Source organism: Streptomyces sp. NPDC055103 (genome assembly GCF_053607625.1).
Genome location: NZ_JBSGTX010000019.1, coordinates 1 through 22835 on the forward strand (window position 1 = coordinate 1; position 22835 = coordinate 22835).

Below are 22835 nucleotides of genomic sequence, written 5' to 3' on the forward strand. Positions count from 1 at the left end.
GGGCAGCACAGCTGCCCGCCCCCGACCCGCGCGGAGGGACCTCCGCGGCACCGACCGCGGCGGTGACCCCCTGGTGCACCTCGTGCCGCGCGGACAGGGCGTACGGCTCTGCTGCGAAGAGTGCCTGTCCGCACCGACGTGGCGTGAAGCACACCGCCCGCTTCCGCGGCCGAGAGGCCGGCTCGGCCTGGTGATGCTTATGCGGCAACGGCCCTACGTAGGCGCTCAGTTCAGCGATCGCATCGGCCACAAGCCGTGATCCGGAGGTTGCCGGTGATCACTGCACGAGACCCATTCCCCATGCCCGGCCGCGATCGACCATGCGAGACCCGACGACTCACCGAGCACGACGTCGTCAGTAGTTCGGCAGCTTGTGGAGCAGTTCGCGCCGCTCCACCACCTCCGGGTGGTAGACGCGCTCGTTCCACTCGGCCGGGTCCACGGGCTCCAGGGCGATCGAAACGGCGTCCTCGGTGCAGCCCAGGTTCTCCGTCAGTGCCGCCGTGATCGTGGCGACCAGCCGGGCCGACTGCTCCTCGCCGACCGGAGTCGCGAAGTACTTGATGTTGACGTGCGGCATGGTGAACTCCCCGTGAGGATGAGGCGGTCCGGCGGGACCGGGCGTTGGCTGATCGTGGACTGCCGTGTGTGGCTGACAGGGAGTCTTTCCTCGGCGTCGCGTTCGTCGCCGTCGAGGACGATCTCCCCGGCTCTGGACTGCTACCTGAAGAAACGGGCAGAGGGGCCGCTGCACATTTGCGGCCCCTGCTCGAGCCTGCCCGCTGCTGGGTCGGTCCGCCGTATGCGCGCTGCGCACCACGAGGGTGTTTCACCCCGGTCGCGCAGGCCGACCGGCTCGGTCATCTGGAATCCTCTCGGAGCATGGCACGGGACGACGGCCGGTCACCCGGTGGTGCCGAGGCGGGGGGTGATCAGGCGGGCCAGTTCGTCCACGCCGGGTTCGCGCAGGATGCCGTAGTGGTCGGCGGCGAGTTCGAGGATCTGGGGCTCGGCGGCCGACCAGCCGGTGCTGCCGTCGAGGAACGAGTAGTCGTCGCCGTCGGCCTTCAGGACCGTCACGGGGGCCTGGATCCGCCTGCTCCGCAGCTCGGCGAAGGTGTAGGTGAACTCGTAGGTCTGCCTGACCACCGCGGTGATCCGGCTGACCAGCTCCCTGTCCAGGCCGTCGAATCGCTCGACCAGGTGGGAGACGAAGCTCTCCTCGTCGGTGGTGACTCGTAGGCACTCCTCCAGTGCCGGTCCCGTGACGGTGCCGGCGAAGACCGAGAACAGGAGGGTCAGGTAGGCCGGGTCGGTGTACGAGGCGCGGCCGCTGCCCACCGTGCGGAGCTTCGGCGAGCCGGGGGCGATCAGTAGCAGCCGGTCCACCCGGCGGCCGTCCCGCTCCAGCAGGTGGGCGGTCTCGAAGGCCACACGCGCGCCGAAGGAGTAGCCGCACAGCGTGTACGGGCCGTCCGGCTGGACTTCGGTGATGGCCCGCACGTCCTGCGCCGCCATCTCCGCGATGGTGGCGTACGGCTCCTCTCCCGCGTTGACGCCATGGGCCTGGATGCCGAGGAACGGGCGGTCGGCGTCCAGCCGCCGGGCCAGCGTCCGCAGGTTCATCGGGTAGCCGCCGAGACCCGGCCAGCAGTACACCGGCCGGCCCGAGCGGGCGGCGCCCAGCGGCACCAGTCGGGAGGAGGTACCGCGCCGCCCGTCCACCTGCCGGGCCAGCTCTGCGATGGTCGGGGATTCGAACAGCACCTGCAGGGGCAGCGCACAGCCGAAAGCCCGGTTGATCCGGTTCACCAGTCCGACCGCGATCAGTGAGTTGCCACCGCACTCGAAGAAGTCGTCCCGCACCGAAGCGGCCTGCTGCCCCGTCCCGGCCTGCCACAGCTCGCGGACCATCCGCTCGGTGGTGGTCCGCGGTGCGACGAAGGGCCGGTCCGCGGCCCCGAAGTCCGTCTCCGGCGACGCCTCCAGCGCCCGGAGGTCGACCTTCCCGTTGGCGGTCAGCGGCAGCCGGTCCATGACCACCAGCCGGTTGGGCACCATGTAGTCGGGCAGAAGCTCCACCAGGTCGGCTCTGATCATCTCGGTCGGCCCCTGCATGTGCACGCTGTCCTCGTACATGCCCCGGTGTGCGAGCTGCTCGGCGCTGACCCGGCCCCCGACGAAGAAGTACGAGGGTCCGGTCGGCCACCCGCCCGCCCGCAGCACGGCCGCCATCCGCTTGGCGGCGGGCAGGTCGTGGCCGGTCTTGGAGCTGTAGCCGGAGGACATGAACCCGAAGCCGGCGCCGTTCATCTGCAGCTGCTGGAGCTTCCGTCCCAGGTCCAGGTAGGAGCGCGGGCCCTCCGGCTCCGGGCTGACCACCGTGATGCCGAACGCGGCGCGCTCGTACACCTGCTGGTTGATGGCGATCACGTGCCGCTTGAGCACGAGCTCGTCCGCGATCCGTTCCAGCTCCCCGTCGGCATAACGGTACTGACCGGCCATCAGGCCGGGGACCCGGCCGGGGTGGACCTGCACGTACACGTCCACCGGGACGTCCGGGCGGTCCGCGCGGAACGGAACCAGGTCGAAGGCGCCCAGGTAGTGGTCCTCCTCGGAGCAGTGCAGGCGGCGCATCACCTCAGGGGTGTACGGGGCCACGACCACGTCCAGACCGTGGGCGGGGAGCACCTCCTCCAGCAGGCCGACCATGTGGCCGGCCTCGATCTCCAGGACCTCCTGGACGTTGTTGTGGTACACCGGCTCGATCGCCCGCCGTCGGCCGGCGAAGTGGAACCGGATCCCGGGCTCGCTCCCCCGTCCGTCCCCGGCCTCGACCAGGTACAGCCGGTGGTGCACGGGGTGGTAGTACCAGTGACCGGGTGCCAGGCCGGCGCAGCCGTCCGGGCCGCCGATCTCCAGGTACAGCTGGGTGGCGTACAGCGAACCGGGCGAGGCGTAGCCGTACTTGGGCAGCAATCGCTCCTCGCTGGTGAATTGACCGAAGTAGCGCAGGATGGCACCGAGTTCGTCCGCATTCAGGCGCTCGGGGCGCCGCGGGGCGGCGCCGGCGGTTCGGGCTGCCAGCAGGGCGAGCAGGTCCTCCGGGCGGGTGTCGCCGCCCTCGTAGAAGCGGTAGGTCTTGCGGGCGAACACCCGGCGGCACTGCTCGGCGGTAGGGGTGCGGCCGGGCAGGTCGACCCGTCGGCGGTCGGCCAGGTCCTCGATGTCACGGCAACCGCCGTCGGAGAGCTGGGCGCGCACCTGGAACCGGCCGGCCTTGGAGATGTGGTGCCGGTCATGGTTGCCCTGGTCCATCAGGGCAGCCTCGCGGGGGCTGAGCTCGATGCAGGCCACCAGGTTCTGGTAGCCGCTCGCGGGATCGTCCTTGACCAGCACGGCGGCGTTCCTGACCCAGTCGTGGGCCTCGATGGCGAGCCGGATCTCGTCCAGTTCCACCCGGTAGCCGCGCAGCTTCACCTGCCGGTCCACCCGGCCGTCGAAACGGTAGCCGCCGTCCTCCCGGCGGACCAGGTCGCCGGTGCGGTACAGCACAGCGTGCGCCGGGTCGTCTGAGAACGGGTTGGGCAGGAAGCGCTCAGCCGTCAGGTCGAGGCGGTGCAGGTAGCCTCGGGCGACCTGCACGCCGCTGATGTACAGCTCACCGACCGCGTCGGGGGCGACCGGCGTCATCCGCTCGTCCAGTACGTGGAAGGCCAGGCCGTCCACCGGGGCTCCGATCGGGACGCCGGCCGGGCCGTCGGCGACCGCCGACGGGTCCACGGCGCAGGTGGCGGCGTTGATGGTGCACTCGGTGGGCCCGTAGAGGTTGACGAGTTCGCACTTCTGCAGGGTCTCCATGAAGCGTTGCGCGAGTCGCCGTGGCAACGCCTCCCCGCCGCAGAACACCTGGGTCAGCGAGTCGCACTCGGGCAGCCGGTCGGAGTCGAGGAGTGCCTGGAGCAGGGTCGGGACGCACTGCAGTACGGTCACGCCGTGCCGGACGACGGTGTCGACCAGGGCGTCCGGGTCCCGGTACGCGCCGGGCGCCGCGAGCACGATCCGGCTGCCGAGGCACGGCGCCAGGACCTCCCACTGGGCGGCGTCGAAGCTCATCGGCGTCTTCTGCAGGACGGTGGTGGACGGGCCCAGTCCGTACGTCCGGCCCAGCCAGCGCATCTGGTGCGCGATGCTGCGGTGCTCGACCATCACACCCTTGGGCCGGCCGGTGCTGCCCGAGGTGTAGATGACGTAGGCCAGGCTGTCCGGCGCCGGGGCGTCGGGCGCGTCGTCCCCGGCGGCACGGTGGCCGGTGGCGGTGTCTGCCGGGGTGAGGATGGTGGTGCCGGGCGGCGCGAGCGCGGCGAGCCGGGCCCGGAGTGGCTCCTCGGTGAGCAGCACCGTGGCGCGCGAGTCCTCGGCCATGGCGCGGATCCGCTCGTCCGGATAGTCCGGTGACAGGGGGAGGTAGGCGGCGCCGGCGAACAGGACGCCCCAGACGGCTACGGGCAGGGCGGTGGACGGCTCGAGGAAGACACCGACGCAGTCGTCGCGCCGCAGCCCGAGGCCCGCCAGAGATACCGCCAGCTCCGTGGCCTGTCCGGTGAGTTCCGAAAAGGTGAGGGACTCGTCCCGGTACTCCACGGCTATTTCGTCGGGACGGATACGGGCCTGCGCCGAAAGCAGGTCGACGAGGCTTGGCGCTCCGTCCGCTGCTCGCACCGAAGCCTCCCTGTCCCCCGTGGTCAGGATTTCCACAACGCCCCCGTCCGAATGGATCCTCTATTCGCCGAACGGACCGAACTATGAGTTCATCACGCGGTTTTTGGCAAGGGACCCCTGCTGCGGATGTCCGATTGCCCACCCAGGCATGTCGGGACACATCGCGGTAAATGCAGCGAGAAAGCACCTGGGCCGCTGCTCGGCAGCGGCACCTCCCAGCCGGTTCAGCGTGCCGATCCACCCCAGATCGCCCTCCTAGCCCTCCACAGCGTGGGCATTTTGTTCATTTTTGCCACCTATGAACCCCGGAGTTTCACGCACTGCGTCGATCCGAACCATCGCGGTCATGGCCACGGCGACAGGCGGGCGGGCAGAGTCGTGGCCGTCAGCAAGGCGCCGACAGAGGTATTTCCGGAGCTTCCGGGAAGGGCGCCGAACAGGGGAGGGAATCCCATGCCGGACAACCCGGCCGATAATGGACTCGAAATGCTTCGGGTGAAACTCGACAGCATTGACTTGCGTTTTCTCGAGGAACTGCGCGCCCGCATCGAGACCTGTGTGGAAATCGCGCACTACAAGCGCGATAACGATGTCCGCATGATGCAGCCGCACCGGATCAGGATCGTCCAGGAGCGCGCCGCCCGGTTCGGCGAGGAACACGGGATCAGCCAGGACTTCCTGCAGCGGCTCTACGACCTGATCATCGAGGAAACCTGCCGGGTGGAGGACCTGGTCATCGGGAGTGCGCCGTGAGGACCCTGCTGATCGACAACTACGACTCCTTCACCTACAACCTGTACCAGCTGCTCGGCGAGACCACCGGCCGCCCGCCGGTGGTGATGAAGAACGGCTCCGACTTCTCCGAGCTGCGCTTCGAGGACTTCGACGCGATCGTGATCTCTCCCGGGCCGGGCCGGCCCGACCGGGAGCGGGACTTCGGCATCAGCCGGCGCGCGATCCTGGAGAGCGGTCTGCCGGTGCTCGGCGTCTGCCTCGGCCACCAGGGCATCTGCCACCTGTTCGGCGGCGAGGTCGTCCACGCGCCGGAGCCGATGCACGGCCGGGTCTGCCCGGTGCACCACAACGGCACGGACATCTTCGCAGGCCTGCCCAGCCCCTACGACGTGGTCCGGTACCACTCGCTCGCGGCCGGCCATCTGCCCGACGAGCTGGAAGCTCTCGCCTGGACCGCGGACGGCGTGGTGATGGGCGTGCGTCACCGGACCCGGCCTATCTGGGGCGTCCAGTTCCACCCGGAATCCATCAGCAGCGAGTACGGCCACGAACTGCTCGCCAACTTCCGCGATCTGGCGATGGCTCACCACGCCGAACGACGGCGCGAGCCCCGCTACACGGTGCACGTACGCCGGCTGGAGGTCGAGCCGGAGGCCGAGGCCGCCTATCGCAAGCTGTTCGCCGACCACGACACCGCGTTCTGGCTGGACAGCAGCAGCGTCATCGAGGGGCTGTCCCGGTTCAGCTTCCTCGGCGACGGCTCCGGCCCGTTGGCCGAGTACGTGACCTGCCAGGTCCAGGACGGCACCATCCGGATCACCCGGCCCGGCCGCCCCGACGACAGCGGCGAACTCGTCCAGCAGGGCTTCTTCGACTACCTGCAGGAACAGCTGCGGGTCCGAGCCGTCCCCCGGCCGGACGGCCTGCCGTTCGACTTCAACCTCGGCTATGTCGGCTACCTGGGCTACGAGTTGAAGGCCGAGGCGGGCGCCCGGGCCGCGCACAAGGCGGAGACCCCGGACGCCGCCGTGCTGTTCGCCGACCGGATGCTCGCGCTCGACCACGCCGAAGGCGCGGCCTACCTGCTGGCACTGTCCGAGGGCGAGGAGCACGCCGCGGCCGTCGCCTGGCTCGACCGCGCCGAGGCCGCCGTGCTGGCGCTGCCCGCAGCCGCCGGAGCGCCGCGCGCCGAGGCGGTGGGCTTCCGAGGTGTCGGCATGACCGACCCGGAAGCCGAGCCGTTCGTCGAGCTGCGGCACGACAAGCAGGCCTACCTCGACCGGATCGCCGAGAGCCTGGAGGAGATCCGCAACGGCGAGACCTACGAGGTGTGCCTGACCAACACGGTCGCGCTGAAGGCCACCATCGATCCGCTGCGCACGTTCGCGCATCTGCGGAAGATCTCACCGGTGCCGTACGGAGCGCTGCTGGACTTCCCCGGCGTGGCGGTACTGAGCGCCTCGCCGGAGCGGTTCCTGACCATCGGCACCGACCGGGTCGCCGAGTCCAAGCCGATCAAGGGCACGCGCCCGCGCGGGGCCACCCTCGCCGAGGACACGGCGCTGCGCGACGACCTCCTCTCCCAGGAGAAGGACCGCGCCGAGAACCTGATGATCGTCGATCTGATCCGCAACGACCTGAACGTGGTCTGCGAAATCGGCTCGGTGCACGTGCCGGCGCTGTTCCGCGTCGAGACCTACGCGCCCGTGCACCAGCTGGTCTCCACCATCCGCGGGACCCTGCGGCCCGGGGAGTCGGCGGTGTCCTGCGTGCGGGCGGCGTTCCCTGGCGGGTCGATGACGGGTGCTCCCAAGCTGCGCACGATGGAGATCATCGACCGGCTGGAGGAAGGTGCTCGCGGCGTCTACTCCGGCTCGATCGGATGGTTCGCGCTGAGCGGCGCGGCCGACCTGAACATCGTGATCCGCACCCTGGTGGCGACCGGGGACCGGCTCAGCTTCGGTGTCGGCGGAGCGATCATCGCTCTGTCGGACCCCGAGGAGGAGTACACGGAGACGGCAGTGAAGTCGCGCGCCGTGGTCTCCGCCGTCCTCGCCACCGCGCTGGAGCCCACCGGGAGCCACTCGTGATCCGGCGCTGCGTGGTGGTCGGCGGCGCCGGCGCGGTGGGCAGGCTGTTCGCCGAGCGGCTCCTGGCCGGTGGTGCCCGAGTGGCGGTGATCGACACCGTCGGGCCCGGCGCGGAACCGACGGGCACCCACTACGTGCGCGGGGACGTCACCGACCTCGGCCCCAGGCTCGAGGCCGACCTCGGCCACGCCGACCTGGTGGTGCTCGCGGTACCGGACGCCGTCGCCCTGTCGGCCGTCCCCGGCCTGGCCGGGGTGCTGCGGCCGGACGCGCTGCTTGTGGACACGCTGTCGGTCAAGCAGCCGATCACCGCGGCCGTCCGGGCCCACGCCCCGGCCGTGCAGGCGGTCGGCCTGAACCCGATGTTCGCCCCGGCCCTCGGCTTCGAGGGCCGCCCGGTGGCCGCCGTCGTGGTCAACGACGGGCCGCAGGTCGGCGGCCTGCTGGAGCTGGTCGGCAGCTGGGGCGCCCGGGTGGTGCGGCTGGACGCGGCCGAGCACGACCGGCTGGCCGGCGCCTCTCAGGCACTCACCCACGCCGCCGTGCTCGGCTTCGGGCTGGCCCTGACCCGGCTCGGCCCCGATCTGGGGAGGATCCGCGAGATCGCCCCGCCTCCGCACAACGCGTTGCTCGCCCTGCTGGCCCGGATCAGCGGAGGCGCGCCGGCCGTCTACTGGGACGTCCAGGCCGCCAATCCGGAGGCCGCGGCGGTGCGCAAGGAACTCGCGGAGGGCGTGCGCCGGGTCGCCGATCTGGTGGAGCGCGGCTCCGAACCGGAGTTCGCCGCCGTCCTCGGGCAGCTCCAGGACCATCTGGGCGAGCACGCCCCTCACTACCGCGACCTGTGCGCGCGGATGTTCACGTCACTCTGAAGTTCTGACAAGGAAGATGCATCTCATGGCAACGTTCGCCGCGACCGTCCTGACGCCGAACCAGCGTGAGCAGCTGGCCGCCGATCTCACTGTGGGCGGTGGCAACCTGCTGCGGTCGGCCATCGCCGCCAACCCGCACCCCGAGCTGCCGTTCGTCCACTCCTACCGGGCGATCACCACCACCTCGGGCGAGCAGACCCACGACCTCAGCCTGAACGACATCGACGCACTGGCGCAGAGCTGGTCGGCGTACTACCTGGCCCAGGGCGTGCAGCGGGGCGACCGTGTCGCGGTCTGGTTCGAGGACTCCTTCGCGTACTCGGTGCACTACCACGCGATCGCGCAGATCGGCGCGATCGCCGTGCTGATCAACAGCAACGCCCCCGGGTCGATCGCGCACTCGCTGATGGAGCAGACCGCCCCCGTGGGCCTGTACGCGGACCGGGAGCGGCTCGCGATGCTCGACACCGCCCAGCTTCCGAGCATCGTCTGGACCCGCTCGGTCGAGGAGCTGCCCGCACCGCCGGCCGCGAATCTCGCCGAGGGTGACTACTGGAACCACCACGCGGACGACCCGGTGGTGATCCTGCACTCCTCCGGTACCACCGGCCGCCCCAAGCCGACCATCCACACCCACAGCACCATCGTGGCCGGCCCCAAGTTCCGGCTGGTGGACCACACCGAGACGCCCGGCGCGCTGATGATGACCGCGCTGCCGCAGTCCCACCTGGGCTGCGTCGCGTACACCACGTACGCGCTGCTCGGCGGCACCCCGATCGTGGCACTGAGCGACCGCAAGGGCGACGAGCTGGCCGCGGCCGTGGAGAAGTACCGGCCGACCTCGGTGATGTCCTTCTCGCACGGCTACGCCGAGCTGGCCTCCGCCAAGCTGACGCCCGGTCAGCTCGATTCGGTGCAGGTGTGGGTGTCGATCGGTGACGCTGTGCACCGCGCGCACATCGACAAGGTCCTGTCGAACCGCAGCAGCGACCTGCCGCCGTCGGCGTTCTTCGACCGCCTGGGGACGACCGAGCTCGGCTGGGGCTGCCTGCTCCAGGTCCACACCCTGGACAACAAGCCGAGCAACCGGTGCGCCGGCAAGCCTGTGGGCGTCGCCGAGGTGGTCATCCTGCGCAACAACGGCTCGATCGCCGACGCCGACGAGGTCGGATACCTGGCCGCCCGGGGCCCGGCGGTGACGCCCGGCTACTGGGGCGACTCGGCCACGACGTACTCCTTCAAGAGGTCCGGCTACTGGATGCCCGGCGACATGGCCTACCGGGACGGGAACGGCGACTTCTACCTGGTGGACCGGGCGGCGGACACCATCAACACCACCCACGGGACCGGCTACTCGGTCTTCATGGAGGAGGTCGTGCTCCTCCAGGTGCCCGACGTCGAGGATGTCGCGGTGGTGGCCGGCCGGGACGGCGACACCGTCGTGCCCGTCGCGGTGGTCACCACCACCGAGTCCGCGGAGCCGGAGAAGCTGCTGCTCAGCGCGAACGAGGCGCTGCGCGCCGCCGGCCACCCGGAGCTGGGATTCCTGGAGATCGCCACCTCGGAGGCGGACTTCCCGGTGGGAGTTACCGGAAAGGTCCTGAAGCGTCAGCTCCGCGAGAAGTACGCTGCCTTGTCGGAGTACCGTCAGTCGGCGCAGGGCAAGTCCTTCGCCGCAGCCACCACCACCGGAGACGCCGCGTGACCACCAGCACCACCCGGACAGCGAAGGTCGACTTCTACTTCGACCCGGCTTGTCCCTTCGCCTGGATCACCTCCAGGTGGATCGTCGAGGTCGAGCGACTTCGGGACCTGGACCTCAGGTTCCGGGTGATGAGCCTCTACGTGCTCAACGAGGACCGTGAACTGCCGGACTGGTACCGCGATCTGGTGGACCGTTCGCTGGCCCTCACCCGGATCTGCGTCGCCGCGGCGGAGCAGCACGGCGAACAGGTACTCCCGGCGCTGTACGAGGCCATGGGCACCCGCATCCACAACGGTGGCGACAAGGACTTCCCGGCCGTGGCCGCCCAGGCCCTCGCCGAGGTCGGCCTGCCGGCGGAGCTGCTCGCCGCCGCGGACAGCGACGCGTACGACGAGGCCCTGCGCAAGAGCCACCACGAGGGCATGGACCCGGTCGGCGAGGACGTCGGCACCCCGACCATCCACATCGACGGGGTGGCCTTCTTCGGGCCCGTGCTGAACTCGATCCCCCGCGGTGAGGAGGCGGCACGCATCTTCGACGGTGCCCGCGCGCTGGCCGGCTACCCGGGGTTCTTCGAGCTCAAGCGCACCCGCACCGGGAAGCTCGACTTCGGCTGACCCGCCGCTGCGCGGACCCCCTGTGCGAACCGCTCCTGACCGAGGAGCGGTTCGCACTCATGCGAATGGACGGATACACACTGATGGACATACAGACGGCTCCCGGGCAGCGGCCGGACGCCTTCGTACTCACCGGGTCGTTCCTGGTGGTCTGCCGGGCGCCGCTCTACCTGGCGGAACTGGCCCGCCGCGGCCTGAAGATCCTGCTGATCACCCCCTCCTACTGGCGCGAGGACGCGCTGGCCGCCGCCAAGGACCCCGACCACCCCGCGTACGTGATCGACGAGGTCGCTTTCGTCGACGGCGATGTGAGCCGCGAGAACTCGTACCTGCCCGGAGTCGTCTCGGCCGCCAAGCGGTGGCGTGACCACTACCGCATCGTCGGCGCCTACGCGGTCGGCGAGACCCAGGTCGAGCCGACTGGCCTGATCGCCGACGCGCTGGGGCTGCGTACCCCGGGTCTGCGGGCCACCCGGGCGTGCCGCAGCAAGTACCTGCAGCGCTGGTACCTGCCGGAGTTCAGCCCGGTGTCCGTGACCGTCCCACCCGACGGCAGGGGGGCCTTCGACCCGACCGCCGTCCCCTTCCCGGCGGTGGTCAAGCCCGCCGGGCGGCACTCGAGTTCGGGCGTGGAGACGGTGGCAGCCCAGAACACCCTGGCGGCCCTGCTGCGGTCCTACCCCGAGCACGAGACCGTCCTCGTCGAGGAGAAGATCGAGGGCCAGGAGTACTCCGTGGAGAGCCTGGTGCAGGACGGCCGGGTCATCTTCGCCTCGGCCACCCGCAAGGCCACGACCGACTCTTACGCCCAGACCTTCGTCGAGCTCTCGCACACCGTGCCCAGCGACCGGCCGGAGGCGGACCCGGTGCTGCTGGACGCCAACCGGCGGATGCTGGAAGCACTCGGCTTCCAGGACGGCGTCGCCCACGCCGAGTGGCGGATCGCCGCCGACGGCCGAGCGTACCTGATGGAGGTCGCCGCCCGTACCCCCGGCGACGGGCTGTGCATCCTGTACGAGCTGGCCACCGGTGCGCCGCTGGAACCGGAGATCGTGCGGATCGCGCTCGGTGAGCCGGCCTCGTACCCGAAGCCCACCCGGGTCGCCCGGCAGGTCTACCTGGAGCACGTGCCCGGGGTGCTGGCCGATGTCGGGGTGCGGGGCTTCGACGTGGAGCCGGTGTGGGTCGGCGAGGGCGGCCTGTGGCCGGCCGTCGGGCCGGCCTCGCCCGCCGACCCGCCGACCCTGCGCGCGGTCCTGGTGCACCACGACCGCGGCACCGCGCTTGGCCCGCTGCGCAGCTCCGAGGACCGGGCCGTCTCCTTCTTCATCGACGCGCCCACCGTCGCCGAACTGGACCTGCTGGAAAGGCGGGTGCGGCGCGCCGTCACCATCCGCACCGTCCCGACGGTGCCGGACACCGTGACGCACGTCCTGGTCGGCTACAGCCCCGTCATGCTGGCCAAGCTCGACGAGCAGCTGCCGGCCGACTCGGTGCTGGTTCTGGAGGAGCCGGCCGTCATCGACGCCCGCGGCATCACCGCGCTCGCCGAACGGCACCGCTGTGTCGCGGCCCTGTTCCAGGCACCCAGCCAGGACGAGGCCGACCCGCACCGGGTGGTCGAGGCGGTTCCCCGCCCGGCGGGCGTCCGCGCCGTGGTCCCCGTGGTGGAGTACGGCGTGGTGGTCGCCGCCACGCTCGCCGAGGCCTGGGGCCTGCCCGGTGCGGGCCCGGAGGCGGCCCGGGTGCTGCGCGACAAGAGCCTGCTCCGCGCTGCCGCGACCGCAGCCGACGGCGGTATCGCCCAGCCCGACTGGGCCGTGGTCGAGCGGGCCGAGCAGGTCGCCGACTTCCGCGCCGCGCACGGCGGGGAGTGCGTGCTGAAGCCGGCCAATCGCCAGGCCAGCCTGGGCGTGCGGCTGCTCGGCCCCGGGGACGACGTCACCACGGCCTGGGCACAGACCACCGCCGCGGACGAGCCGGCGCTGCGTGCCCACTACGAGGACACCGCCCGGTTCCTGGTGGAGGAGCGGCTGCGCGGCCCCGAGGTGAGCGTCGAGGCCGTGGTCCACGACGGCGAGATCGGCTTCACCAACATCACCGCCAAGCTGGTGCAGGACAACGGCCATCCGGTGGAGACCGGCCACACCGTCCCCGCCGACCTGCCGCCGTCCCTCGCGGACGCGCTGCGCGAGTCGGTGGCCCGGCTGGCTCGCGCGGTCGGCTTCCGCTCCGGCGTACTGCACTCCGAGTGGATCCTGGTCGACGGCACCCCGCACCTGGTGGAGTGCGCCGGCCGGCTCCCGGGCGGCGGCATCACCGTACTGATCGACCTGACCTACGAGACCGATATCCTGCGCAACCTGCTGCAGGTGCTGACCGGCACCGGCCCCGTCGGCCCGCTGCCCGCACAGCGCGCTTCCGCCGTACGGTTCCTGATCGCCCGTCCGGGCCTGGTGGAGTCCGTCACCGGCGCCGATGCGGCGCAGGTCGCGCCGGGCGTCACCGAACTGCACCTGTCGATCGCCCCCGGCACCACCGTCCACACCGCCACCAGTTCCTGGGAGCGGGGCGGTCTGGTCATCGCGACCGGCGCGGACGCCGCCGAGGCGGGCCGCCGGGCCGAGCACGCGCTGTCCCTGATCAAGGTGCGGACCACCGGGGGTGAGCGATGAGGCTGCCCTCTCCCAAGGAATACATACCCGCCACCCCGGCGGGGCGCTCGTTCGCCATCACCTCGCTGATCAACGCCATCGGCACCGGCCTGTACCTGGCCGGCTCGGCCGTCTTCTTCGTCCGCTCCGTGGGCCTGACGACCGCTCAGGTCGGTCTGGGCCTGGCGCTGTCCGGGGTGGTCGGCTTCCTCACCACGGTGCCCATCGGCGCGCTCGCCGACCGGTTCGGCGCCAAGCCGACCCTGGTCGCGCTCCAGTTGTGGCGGGCCGGCGGGTTCGTCGCGCTGGCCTTCGCCCAGGGCATGGTGAGCTTCACGGTGGTCTCCTGCTGCCTGGCGGCGGCGGAGGCCGCCACCCAGCCGATGACCCAGGCGGTCGCCTCTGCCACCACCGAGGGCACCGACCGCACCCGCACCATGGCGATCGTCCGCACGGTGCGCAACGTCGGATTCTCCTTGGGCGCGCTGCTGGCCGCTCCGCTGCTGGCCGCCGACCGGGTCTGGACGTACCGGGGCATCGTGCTCGGCACCGCCGCGGCGTTCGTGCTGTCCGCCGCGATGCTGTCCCGGGTCCGGACAGCCACCACGGCCACCGTCCAGCGGAAGGTGAACCCGCTCGCCGCGCTGCGCGAGTTCCGCGACTGGCGGTATCTGCTGCTGACCACCCTCAACGGGGTGCTCAACCTGCACACCACCATCCTGGCGGTCGGGCTCTCACTGTGGGCGATCCAGGCCACCCATGTGTCTGCCGGGTTCCTACCGGTGCTGATCCTGGTCAACACCGTCATGTCGATCGTGCTCCAGGTGCCGATCTCCCGGCTGGTGGACCACGAAGGCGGTGCCGAACGCGCGCTGCGCCTCGGCGGGTTCGCGCTGACCGGGTGCTGCCTGGCGCTGGCCCTGGCCGACGCCCCGTCCTCGGCGCTCGCGGCAGGGGCGGTGCTGCTGGCGGCCTGCGTGCTGCTCACCTTCGGCGAGATGTGGCAGGCCGTCGGCGGCTGGGAGCTGAGTGACAAGTTCGCTCCCGAGGACAGCAAGGGCGTCTACCTGTCGGTGTTCAGCCTCGGCAACACCGGCCAGCGGATCGTCGGCCCGGCGCTGATCACCGCCGTGGTGATCGCGGCCGGACCGGCCGGCTGGATCGCCCTGGCGGCGCTCTTCGGCGTTGCCGGGCTCCTGGTCGCGCCCGTCACCCGCATGCTGCGGACCGTCGCACCGCATCCCGTGGAGAAGGAGGTGGCGTCGTGAGCGCCCCCAAGGATCTGTTGGTGGTCGGCGTCGGCACGATGGGCCGGCCGTACCTGGAGGCGGCGGCCCGGCTCGGCCTGCGCGTGCGCGCCGTGGAGGCGGCGGCCGGCTGGGAGGGCCGGCCGGTCGACCTCGCCGAGTCCTTCTACCGGGTCGAGGGACACGAGGAGGAGGACTGGGCGGCGGCTGTCGCCCTGGCCGTCGCCGACCGCGTGCCGGACGGCCTTGTCTCGTTCGCCGAACCGCATGTGCTGGCCGGCGCGCTGGCGCAGGAGCGGCTCGGCCTGCCCGGCCCGTCGCTGCACGCCGCGGTGATCTCCCGCAACAAGGCACTGCAGCGCGCCGTCTTCGCCGCCCACGGCGTCCGGCAGCCCGAGCACCTCCTGGTGCCGGACGTGGCCGAGGCCCGGGCCTGGATGCTGGAGCGGCTGCCCGTGGTGGTCAAGCCGCTCACCCGGGCCGGCAGCGAGGGCGTGGAGCTGGTCCGCACCGCCGAGGAAGCGGCCGAGGTCATCGCCCGCCGCTCCGGCGAGGGCAAGGTGCTGGTCGAAGAGGCCATCGAGGGACCGGAGTTCAGCTGGGAGGCCCTGGTTCGCGACGGCGAGGTGCTGTTCGAGAACGTCACGGCCAAGGAGACCACCCCGCCCCCGTACTTCGTCGAACTCACCCACCGCTGCGCCCATCGCTTCGAGGACGACGAACTCGCCACGCTGGTCCATGAGTTCACCCGAGGCGCCCTGAGCGCCGTCGGCATGCGGACCGGTCTTGTGCACCTGGAGTTCAAGGTCGACGGGCGCGGCCCGGCCCTGATGGAGATCGCGGTGCGCACCCCGGGTGACTACCTGCCCGACGCGGTCGGCCTCGCCTATGGCTTCGACCTGTACGAAGCGGTGGTCCGACTCGCGCTCGCGCTGCCCGTCGACGAGCTGATCCGCACCTCACCCGTCTCCTGGTCGGCCACCCACTTCCCGACCGCCGTACCCGGGACGATCACCACGATCACGGGCGTCGAGGAGACCACCGCCCACCCGTCCGTGGTCCGGGTCCGGCTGCGCAAGAGCCCCGGCGACACCGTCCTGCCGCTGACCTCATCCGCCCGGCGGATGGGTCACGTGCTGGTCGACTCGCCCTCCCCGTCCGAGCGGGAGGACACGCTAAAGCACGTGCGGGAGACCCTGAGCATCACCACCGAGCAGCACTGAGCCTTGAGGTATCCGATGACCAATCGACTGGCCGCGGGGGTGGCCGCCTCGTTCGAGGACCTGATCGGCAACACCCCTCTGCTGCACCTGCGCCTGGACGGCATCCCACAGGACGTGACCGTCCTGGCCAAGCTGGAGGCGGCGAACCCGCTGTCCAGCGTCAAAGACCGTCCCGCCCTGTACATGTTCCGGGCCGCGACGGCCGCCGGTGAGCTGGCCCCAGGGGCCACCGTCATCGAGTCCACCTCCGGCAACACCGGCATCGCACTGGCTGCCCTCGCCGCCGCCCGCCGCCACCCTTGCCTGATCGTGCTGCCGGAGAACGCCTCCAGGGAACGGGTCCTCACGCTGCGGATGCTCGGCGCCGAGGTCGAGTTCACCGACCCGGCCCTGGGCTTCCTCGGCTGCGTCGAACGCGCCGAGAAGCTGCATGCCGAGATCCCCGGCTCCTGGTATGCCCGTCAGCACGAGAATCCGGCCAATGTGCGGGCCCACTACGAAACCACCGGGCCGGAGATCTGGCGCGACACCGGCGGGCGGGTGGACGTCCTGGTCTGCGGCATCGGTACCGGCGGCACCCTGACCGGGATCGCCCACTACCTGCGCGAGCGCAACCCGGCGTTGCGCGTCGTCGGGGTCGAACCGGAGGGCTCCCCGCTGCTGTCCGGCGGCACCCCCGGGCCACACCGCATCCCCGGTCTGAACGGTGGCTTCATCAGCCCCGTCACCGACATCGACTGCATCGACGAGATGATCGTGGTCTCCGACGCGGACGCCGCCGCCACCACGCGGGCACTGGCCGCCGGCAGCGGCATGCTGGTCGGTGTCTCCTCCGGCGCCGCCGCGCACGCCTGCCGCGAACTGGCCCGTCGGCCAAACCTGTCCGGCGCGACCGTCGTCACCGTCCTTCCCGACAGCGGCGAGCGTTATCTGAGCTGGTGGCCGACGGAGGGTGGAGAGTGAACTTCCGCGAACTGCACCGCAACCTCAAGCTGAGGATCGGCGTCGGCTTCTTCCAGCGGTTCTTCGACATCATGCTGGTGCCGCTGATGGTCATCCACTTCTCGCGGATGTACGGTGCGGCCACCGCCGGCCTGATGACCCTGGTCGTCGCGGTCGCGACGGTGGGCTGCAGCCTGGTCGGCGGACACCTGTCCGACGTGTACGGGCGCCGCAAGGTCCTGATGGCCGGTGAGATCGGCGTCTTCCTCTCCTACATCGGCCTGGCCCTGGTCAACTCACCGCTGCTGCAATCGGGTCCGGCGACCTACATCCTGTACCTGAGCGCCGCGTGCACGGCGGGCATCGCGCTGCCCGCCAACGAGGCGATGATCGTGGACGTCTCCACCCCGGAGAGCCGTACCGCCGTCTACACGATCAACTACTGGGTGATCAACGTCGCCTTCATGCTCGGCTCGCTGGTCGGCGGCTTCTTCTACGACGGGTACTTCTTCCACCTGCTGACCGCCGCCGCGATCGCCACCGGGGGCATCTTCCTGGTGACCTTCCTGGCGCTGACCGAGACCGCGCCGCCCGAGGCCGCACAGAACCCCCGCGGGGTGCGGCCGGCTCTGATCGGCTATCTCGCGGTGGCCCGCGACCGGGTGTTCCTGCGGCTCGTCCTGGCGGCCCTGCTGGTCTGGAGTGTGGAGGTCCAGATCTCCTCCTACCTCGCGGTCCGGCTCGGCTCCGACTTCCCCGAGCAGCAGCTGCTGTCGCTGGGCTCCTGGCAGGTGACCGTCGACGGCGTCAACGTGCTGGGCATCCTGCGGGCCACCAACACCCTGCTGGTCGTCGTCTGCGGGCTGTGGGTGGGCAAGCTGCTCGGGCGCCTGGACGATCGGCTGCGCCTGGTGGCCGGTGTGGTGATCTTCACGCTCGGCTACATGGCCTGGGCGCTCGGCGACAACGCCTGGCTGATGATCGCTGCGGCCGTCGTGGTCACTCTCGGCGAGCTGATGAACCAGCCTGTCAACCAGACCCTGGTGGCCGCCCTGGTGCCCGCCGACTCCCGCACCAAGTACATGGCCGCCTACGGACTGCACGTGCGGCTCGGCTACATGGTCGGTTCGCTGTCGGTGATCCTCGGCGCGGTCGTCGCCCCGTGGGTGATGGCCCTGTTGTACGCGGTCTTCGGCGTGGGTGCCATTCAGCTGTACCGGTACCTGTTCAAGGTCCAGGACGCCCGTGCCGCCGCCGAGGAGCCGAAGGCCGAGGCCCAGGCATGACCCCCCGCGGTCCGCTGCCCGCTGCCGACGGCCCGGTCCCGGCTGGGACCGCCTCCCGGGCCTCCACCGACGTACCTGCCACGAAAGGAATGGCCCGCCGTGACTGAGCGAGCAGCGCCCACGAACAACCGGCTGCTGATGGTGCAGCCGTACACCCAGTTCGTCGAGAAGGCGGTGGCCCTCGGCTTCGAGGTCTGGTCGATCTGGGACCCGACGCTCCAGCCGGCCTCCTACCTGAAGGGGGTCGAGAAGGCCTCCATGGAGATGCTGTGGGTGGACTTCTCCGACGAGCCCGCGCTGCGCCGCCTGGTCCGGGAGACCGCCCTCGCCCATGATGTCGGCTGTCTCCTGCATCTGGGCGAGGAGGCCACCATGGTGGCCGTCGCCGAGGAGGCCGAGGCACTCGGCCTTGCCCTCAATCCGCCAGAGGCGCTCCGGCGGCTCAACGACAAGGCGGTGCTGCGCGAACTGCTCGCCGAGCACGGTCTGTCCCCCGTGCGCACCGCGGTCGCCGGCACTCCCGACGAGGTGGCCGACGTGCTGGCCGGTTTCGGTCTGCCCGCGGTGGTGAAGCCGACCCGTCTGCAGGGCAGCGCCGCGGTGCGCCTGGTGGCCGGCCCCGGAGATCTCGATGCCTGGCAACAGGAGCTGGCCTCGTACTCGTACCGAGGTCCGGTCCTGGTCGAGGAGTACCTCCAGGGCCCGGAGTTCAGCGTCGAGACGCTCACCGGTGGCGGCCGCCACCGGGTGGTGGGCATCACCGCGAAGCGCAAGACGCCCGCCCCGGCGTTCGTGGAGACCGGCCACGTCTTCCCCGCGTCGCTGCCGGACGGTGACGCCGGAGCGATCGGCGAGCTGGTCACCGCTCTCCTTGACGCGGCCGGGTACCGGTTCGGCCCGGCGCACACCGAGATCATCCTCACCGCCGACGGACCTCGTGTGGTGGAGTCGCAGGCCCGGCTCGGCGGCGACCGCATCCCCGCGCTGATCCGGCACGCCACCGGCTTCGACATCGAGGGCGCGATCTTCGACCTTCTGGTGGGCGGCGAGGCCGAACCCGCCTCGGCGGAACGGGCGGCCGCCATCTCGTTCTTCGCCCTCCCTCCGGGCGCGATCACCCGACTGGAAGGCCTGCCGGAGATCGGCGCACTCCCCCATGTGCACGACGTCCGGTTCCCGTTCGCCGTGGGTGACGTGCTGCCGGAGACCCGGCACTCCGGCTCCCGGCACGGCCATGTGATCGTGACCGGCGAGAGCGCCGAGGAGGCCGAACGGCTGGCCACCGAGGCGAAGGCGCTGCTGCGGGTGGAGGCTGCCTCCCCCGTCCTGAACGCCGTACACACGGTGCCCGCCGCCCCGATGCGGCCCGAGCGGACCCTGCTGCTGATCGGACACCTCACCGAACCGGTGCGGATCGCCAAGGAGTTGGGGCTGAACGTGGTCCTGATCCAGCACAAGGAGAAGTTCCGGCCGGAACAGGCCGAGCTCGCCGACGTCACCCTGATCGCCGACTACACCGACTGGTCGGTGCTGGAGCCGCTCGCCCGGGCCGCCCACACCATCTGGAACTTCTCCGCCGCACTGTCGCTGACCGAACCCGGCCTGGAACCCGCCGGCCGGGTGAACGACCTGTTCGGCCTCGGCGGCACCGGCTTCGAACCGGCTCGGCTGCTGCGCGACAAACTGGCCATGCGCCGCCACCTCGCCTCCGTCGGTGCCCCCACGGTGGCCGCCGAGCCGCTCACCGACCGGGACGGCCTGGCCGCGTTCGGCGCGGCACACGGCTACCCGTTCGTGGTCAAGCCCGTGGACCTGACCGCCGGCTTCGCCCTGTTCAAGGTCACCGGCCCGCAGGACGTGGACGGGGTGTGGGAGCGGATCGGTGCGGCCCGCCGCACCGGCATGGACCGCGGCTCCACCATGTACGCGGTCACCGAGTTCCTGATGGAGCAGTACATCGACGGACCCGAGTTCAGCATCGAGGGATTCAGCTTCCACGGCCGCCACACCGTGGTCGCGATCACCGAGAAGCTGACCGACGGCGGGCACTTCGTGGAGCTCGGGCACGCTCAGCCGGCCCGGCTGAGTCCGGCGGACGAGGAGCGCGTCGTCGCGGCCGTCTCCGAGTTCCTCGACGCGATCGGTATCACCGACGGCCCCAGCCACACCGAGCTGCGGCTCAGCTCGCGCGGCCCGCTGATCATCGAAGGGCACAACCGGCTCGGCGGCGACCACATCCCGGACCTGGTCGAGGCCGCGTACGGCATCGACCTGACCCGCTACGCGCTGGCCTGGCCGTTCGGCCTGGTGGAGCCGCTGACGGAGCGTCCGAAGCCGATCTCGGCGGGCTGCGTGCGGGGCATCGTCGGTCGCCCCGGCCGGGTCGCCGCGATCACCGGCGTGGACGAGTTGCGCGCACATCCGTCGGTGCTCGCCCTCGACCTGGCGGCCCGGCCCGGCTCGGTGATCCGCCCCATCCAGGACAACTGGGACCGGCTCGGTCTGCTGGCCGTCACCGCCCGCGACACCGACGCGGCGGTCGCGCTCTGCGAGCACCTGCTGGACACCGTGCTGACGGTGCGGATCGAGGACGAGGGCCGATGACCATCGTCATCCTGGACCCGGACGGCCGGTACGCGGCCGACTGCCCCGGCTGGCTCGCCGATTCCGGGCGGCAACTGCACCTGGTCACCGGCCGGCCCGCCGCGCACCCCGGCTTCGCGCGGGTCACGGTGGTGGAGCGGTACGACCGCAGCGCCGCGGCCGAGCTGGCTGTGCTGGACGCCGCCACCCGGACCGTGATCCGGCGGGTGGTCGCGCTCGCCCCGGTGGACCAGGTGCGGGCAGCCGGCCTGCGCCGGCGGCTCGGCCTCCCCGGGCAGTCCCGGGATGCCGCGCTGGCCCTCTCCGACTCGATGGCGGCGCACGCACTGCTGACGCGGGCCGGCATCGCCGCGGCCCCTCGGGAGGAAGTGCGACGGGTCGCCGACCTGTACCGGTGGGCGCATCAGTGGGGATACCCGCTGGCGGTCCGGCCGCGTCGGGGCGCGCAGCGGCCGGTGATCGCGCGGCTCGCCGACGAGACCGCGCTCCGCGCCGCCGTGGCGGGCGGACTGCTGCCCGCCGACCCGGCGGTGGTACCGAGCCTGACCGTCGAACCGGCCGTCGCCGGCCAGGTGCAGCGCGACGCGTACCCGCCGCTCGCCCGTGTGCTCCCCGCCGATCCGGGCCACCCGTACGCGGTGGAGACCGTCCCCGGCCCGGACGGCGGCCGGCTCGTGCACGCGGTGCGCTACGACCCTGCGGCCGGTGCGGCCCGCGAACTGGTACGGGCCCAGGCCGGGATCGGCCCGCGGTCTTCGGAGGTGGTCTGAGATGACCGTTCTGGTGTTGCACCACCGGGGTTCGCTGGCGGGCACCCCGTACCACGAGTGGCTGGCGGACTACGAGGGCGACCTGATGCTGATCGCCTCCCGCGAGCATCTGGCTCTGGTGTCCGAGGAGTTGCCGCCCTCGGGCGGCGTCTACCGGCGCACCGCCGCCGTGGACGCGTACGAGACCGGCGGCGACCTGGAGACACTCGCCCTGGCGTGGGCGCGCGAGCACGGCGTCGCCCACATCGTCGCCTGCCAGGAGCGCGACCTGGAAAGGGCCGCCGAGCTGCGCGACGTGCTGGGCCTGCCCGGCCAGCGGATGGACACCGTGCTTCCCTACCGCGACAAGGCGCTGATGAAACGCCGGGTGGCGGCCGCGGGCCTGGCGGTGGCCCCGTACCTGGAGGTGGAGAACGCCACCGAGCTGATCGGCTTCGCCGAGCGGCACGGGTTCCCACTGGTGCTCAAGCCGATGGACAGCGCCGGCTCGGTGGGACTGCACATCCTGGACTCCCGCGAGGAGTTGGACGCCCACCTGGCCGACGGTCTCGACCTGTACGGGCCACACCTGCCGAACCTGCTCGCCGAGGCCTTCGTGCACGGACGGATGTGCCACGTGGACGGTCTTGTGGTGGACGGCCGGACGGTGTTCGCCTGGCCCTCGCAGTACCAGTACGCGCTGGCCTCCTACCGCACCGACACCGGTGGCCGGCTGGACCTGACTCTGGATGTGGACGACCCGCTGGCCCATCGGCTCCTTGAGTTCACCGAGCGGACCTTGGCGGCCCTCGGCGGGCCGGAGAACTTCGCCTTCCACGCGGAGGTCTTCCACACGCCGGGCGACGAGCTGGTGCTGTGCGAGATAGCCTGCCGCACCGGCGGCGCCGCGATCCGCGACATCGTCCGCCTCATGTTCGAGGTGGATCCGAGCGAGGCCTGGGTGCGCGCGCAGCTGGGTCTGCCGCTGCCCGAGTGGCTCGGCGCGGAGAAGCGCACGCCCCTGCGCATGGTGGGGCAGCTGGTGCTGATGAAGCGTCCTGGACGGGTAGTGCGGGTTCCGGAGGGGCCGCCGGACTTCCCCTGGGTCGAGAAGTTCCAGGTGTTCGTCGAGCCGGGGCAGACCATGCGGGATGCCGCGTTCTCCGCGGACTTCCTGCTGACCGCGCTCGTCTCGGGCGCGGACCGGGCCGAGTGCGAGGCCCGGCTGCGCGTCCTGGAGGGTTGGTTCCTGGGCGAGTTGGTTCTGGAGCCGGGAGACGGGGCGGGGGGATGAGCCCCCCCACACCACCAGGGCCCCGGGCGGGGGGCGGGACCCCCCGGCCCCCCAACCCAAAAAACAAACCCCCCAGGAAGGGCCCCAACCACCCC

General features: G+C 71.4%; 15 protein-coding genes. 13 read left to right on the forward strand and 2 right to left on the reverse strand.

Going from position 1 to position 22835, the window contains the following annotated elements:
* Positions 1 to 355 precede the first annotated feature (355 nt).
* Together ACWFR1_RS14640 and ACWFR1_RS14645 are read right to left on the reverse strand one after the other, a co-directional pair.
* Positions 356 to 580 (reverse strand): tautomerase family protein, encoded by a 225-nt coding sequence (locus ACWFR1_RS14640; RefSeq protein WP_453550638.1) that lies wholly within the window; start codon positions 578 to 580, stop codon positions 356 to 358.
* A 323-nt stretch (positions 581 to 903) separates the two neighbouring features.
* Positions 904 to 4722 (reverse strand): amino acid adenylation domain-containing protein, encoded by a 3819-nt coding sequence (locus tag ACWFR1_RS14645; protein WP_453550640.1) that lies wholly within the window; start codon positions 4720 to 4722, stop codon positions 904 to 906.
* Between the two features lie 453 nt (positions 4723 to 5175).
* Here ACWFR1_RS14645 and ACWFR1_RS14650 point away from each other — a divergent pair, with 453 nt between their 5' ends.
* The 13 genes from ACWFR1_RS14650 (at position 5176) to ACWFR1_RS14710 (ending at position 22740) form a co-directional block, all read left to right on the forward strand.
* A complete protein-coding gene (locus tag ACWFR1_RS14650; RefSeq protein ID WP_453550643.1) occupies positions 5176 to 5475 on the forward strand; it encodes a chorismate mutase family protein in 300 nt (99 codons plus the stop codon).
* A complete protein-coding gene (gene pabB, locus ACWFR1_RS14655; protein ID WP_453550646.1) occupies positions 5472 to 7547 on the forward strand; it encodes an aminodeoxychorismate synthase component I in 2076 nt (691 codons plus the stop codon). The genes ACWFR1_RS14650 and pabB overlap by 4 nt, the downstream gene beginning before the upstream one ends.
* Positions 7544 to 8419: a prephenate dehydrogenase/arogenate dehydrogenase family protein gene (locus ACWFR1_RS14660; protein WP_453550648.1), complete on the forward strand. Its 876-nt coding sequence runs from the start codon at positions 7544 to 7546 to the stop codon at positions 8417 to 8419. Before pabB ends, ACWFR1_RS14660 begins: the two co-directional genes overlap by 4 nt.
* Before the next feature lie 25 nt (positions 8420 to 8444).
* A complete protein-coding gene (locus ACWFR1_RS14665; RefSeq protein ID WP_453550651.1) occupies positions 8445 to 10124 on the forward strand; it encodes a class I adenylate-forming enzyme family protein in 1680 nt (559 codons plus the stop codon).
* Positions 10121 to 10741: a mycothiol-dependent nitroreductase Rv2466c family protein gene (locus ACWFR1_RS14670; protein ID WP_453550654.1), complete on the forward strand. Its 621-nt coding sequence runs from the start codon at positions 10121 to 10123 to the stop codon at positions 10739 to 10741. Before ACWFR1_RS14665 ends, ACWFR1_RS14670 begins: the two co-directional genes overlap by 4 nt.
* Before the next feature lie 83 nt (positions 10742 to 10824).
* Positions 10825 to 13416 (forward strand): ATP-grasp domain-containing protein, encoded by a 2592-nt coding sequence (locus tag ACWFR1_RS14675; RefSeq protein ID WP_453550657.1) that lies wholly within the window; start codon positions 10825 to 10827, stop codon positions 13414 to 13416.
* Positions 13413 to 14663, forward strand: a complete 1251-nt coding sequence (locus ACWFR1_RS14680) for an MFS transporter (RefSeq protein ID WP_453550660.1) — start codon at positions 13413 to 13415, stop codon at positions 14661 to 14663. Before ACWFR1_RS14675 ends, ACWFR1_RS14680 begins: the two co-directional genes overlap by 4 nt.
* A complete protein-coding gene (locus ACWFR1_RS14685; protein WP_453550662.1) occupies positions 14660 to 15865 on the forward strand; it encodes an ATP-grasp domain-containing protein in 1206 nt (401 codons plus the stop codon). The genes ACWFR1_RS14680 and ACWFR1_RS14685 overlap by 4 nt, the downstream gene beginning before the upstream one ends.
* Positions 15866 to 15880: 15 nt before the next feature.
* On the forward strand, positions 15881 to 16828 hold the full coding sequence (locus ACWFR1_RS14690; RefSeq protein WP_453550665.1) for a PLP-dependent cysteine synthase family protein: 948 nt from the start codon (positions 15881 to 15883) through the stop codon (positions 16826 to 16828).
* Positions 16825 to 18093, forward strand: coding sequence for an MFS transporter (locus tag ACWFR1_RS14695; RefSeq protein WP_453550668.1), 1269 nt, complete (start codon positions 16825 to 16827; stop codon positions 18091 to 18093). Before ACWFR1_RS14690 ends, ACWFR1_RS14695 begins: the two co-directional genes overlap by 4 nt.
* Before the next feature lie 99 nt (positions 18094 to 18192).
* Positions 18193 to 20697: an ATP-grasp domain-containing protein gene (locus ACWFR1_RS14700; protein WP_453550670.1), complete on the forward strand. Its 2505-nt coding sequence runs from the start codon at positions 18193 to 18195 to the stop codon at positions 20695 to 20697.
* Positions 20694 to 21467, forward strand: coding sequence for a hypothetical protein (locus ACWFR1_RS14705; RefSeq protein WP_453550672.1), 774 nt, complete (start codon positions 20694 to 20696; stop codon positions 21465 to 21467). Before ACWFR1_RS14700 ends, ACWFR1_RS14705 begins: the two co-directional genes overlap by 4 nt.
* 1 nt (position 21468) lies before the next feature.
* A complete protein-coding gene (locus ACWFR1_RS14710) occupies positions 21469 to 22740 on the forward strand; it encodes an ATP-grasp domain-containing protein (RefSeq protein ID WP_453550674.1) in 1272 nt (423 codons plus the stop codon).
* The last annotated feature ends 95 nt before the right edge of the window (positions 22741 to 22835 follow it).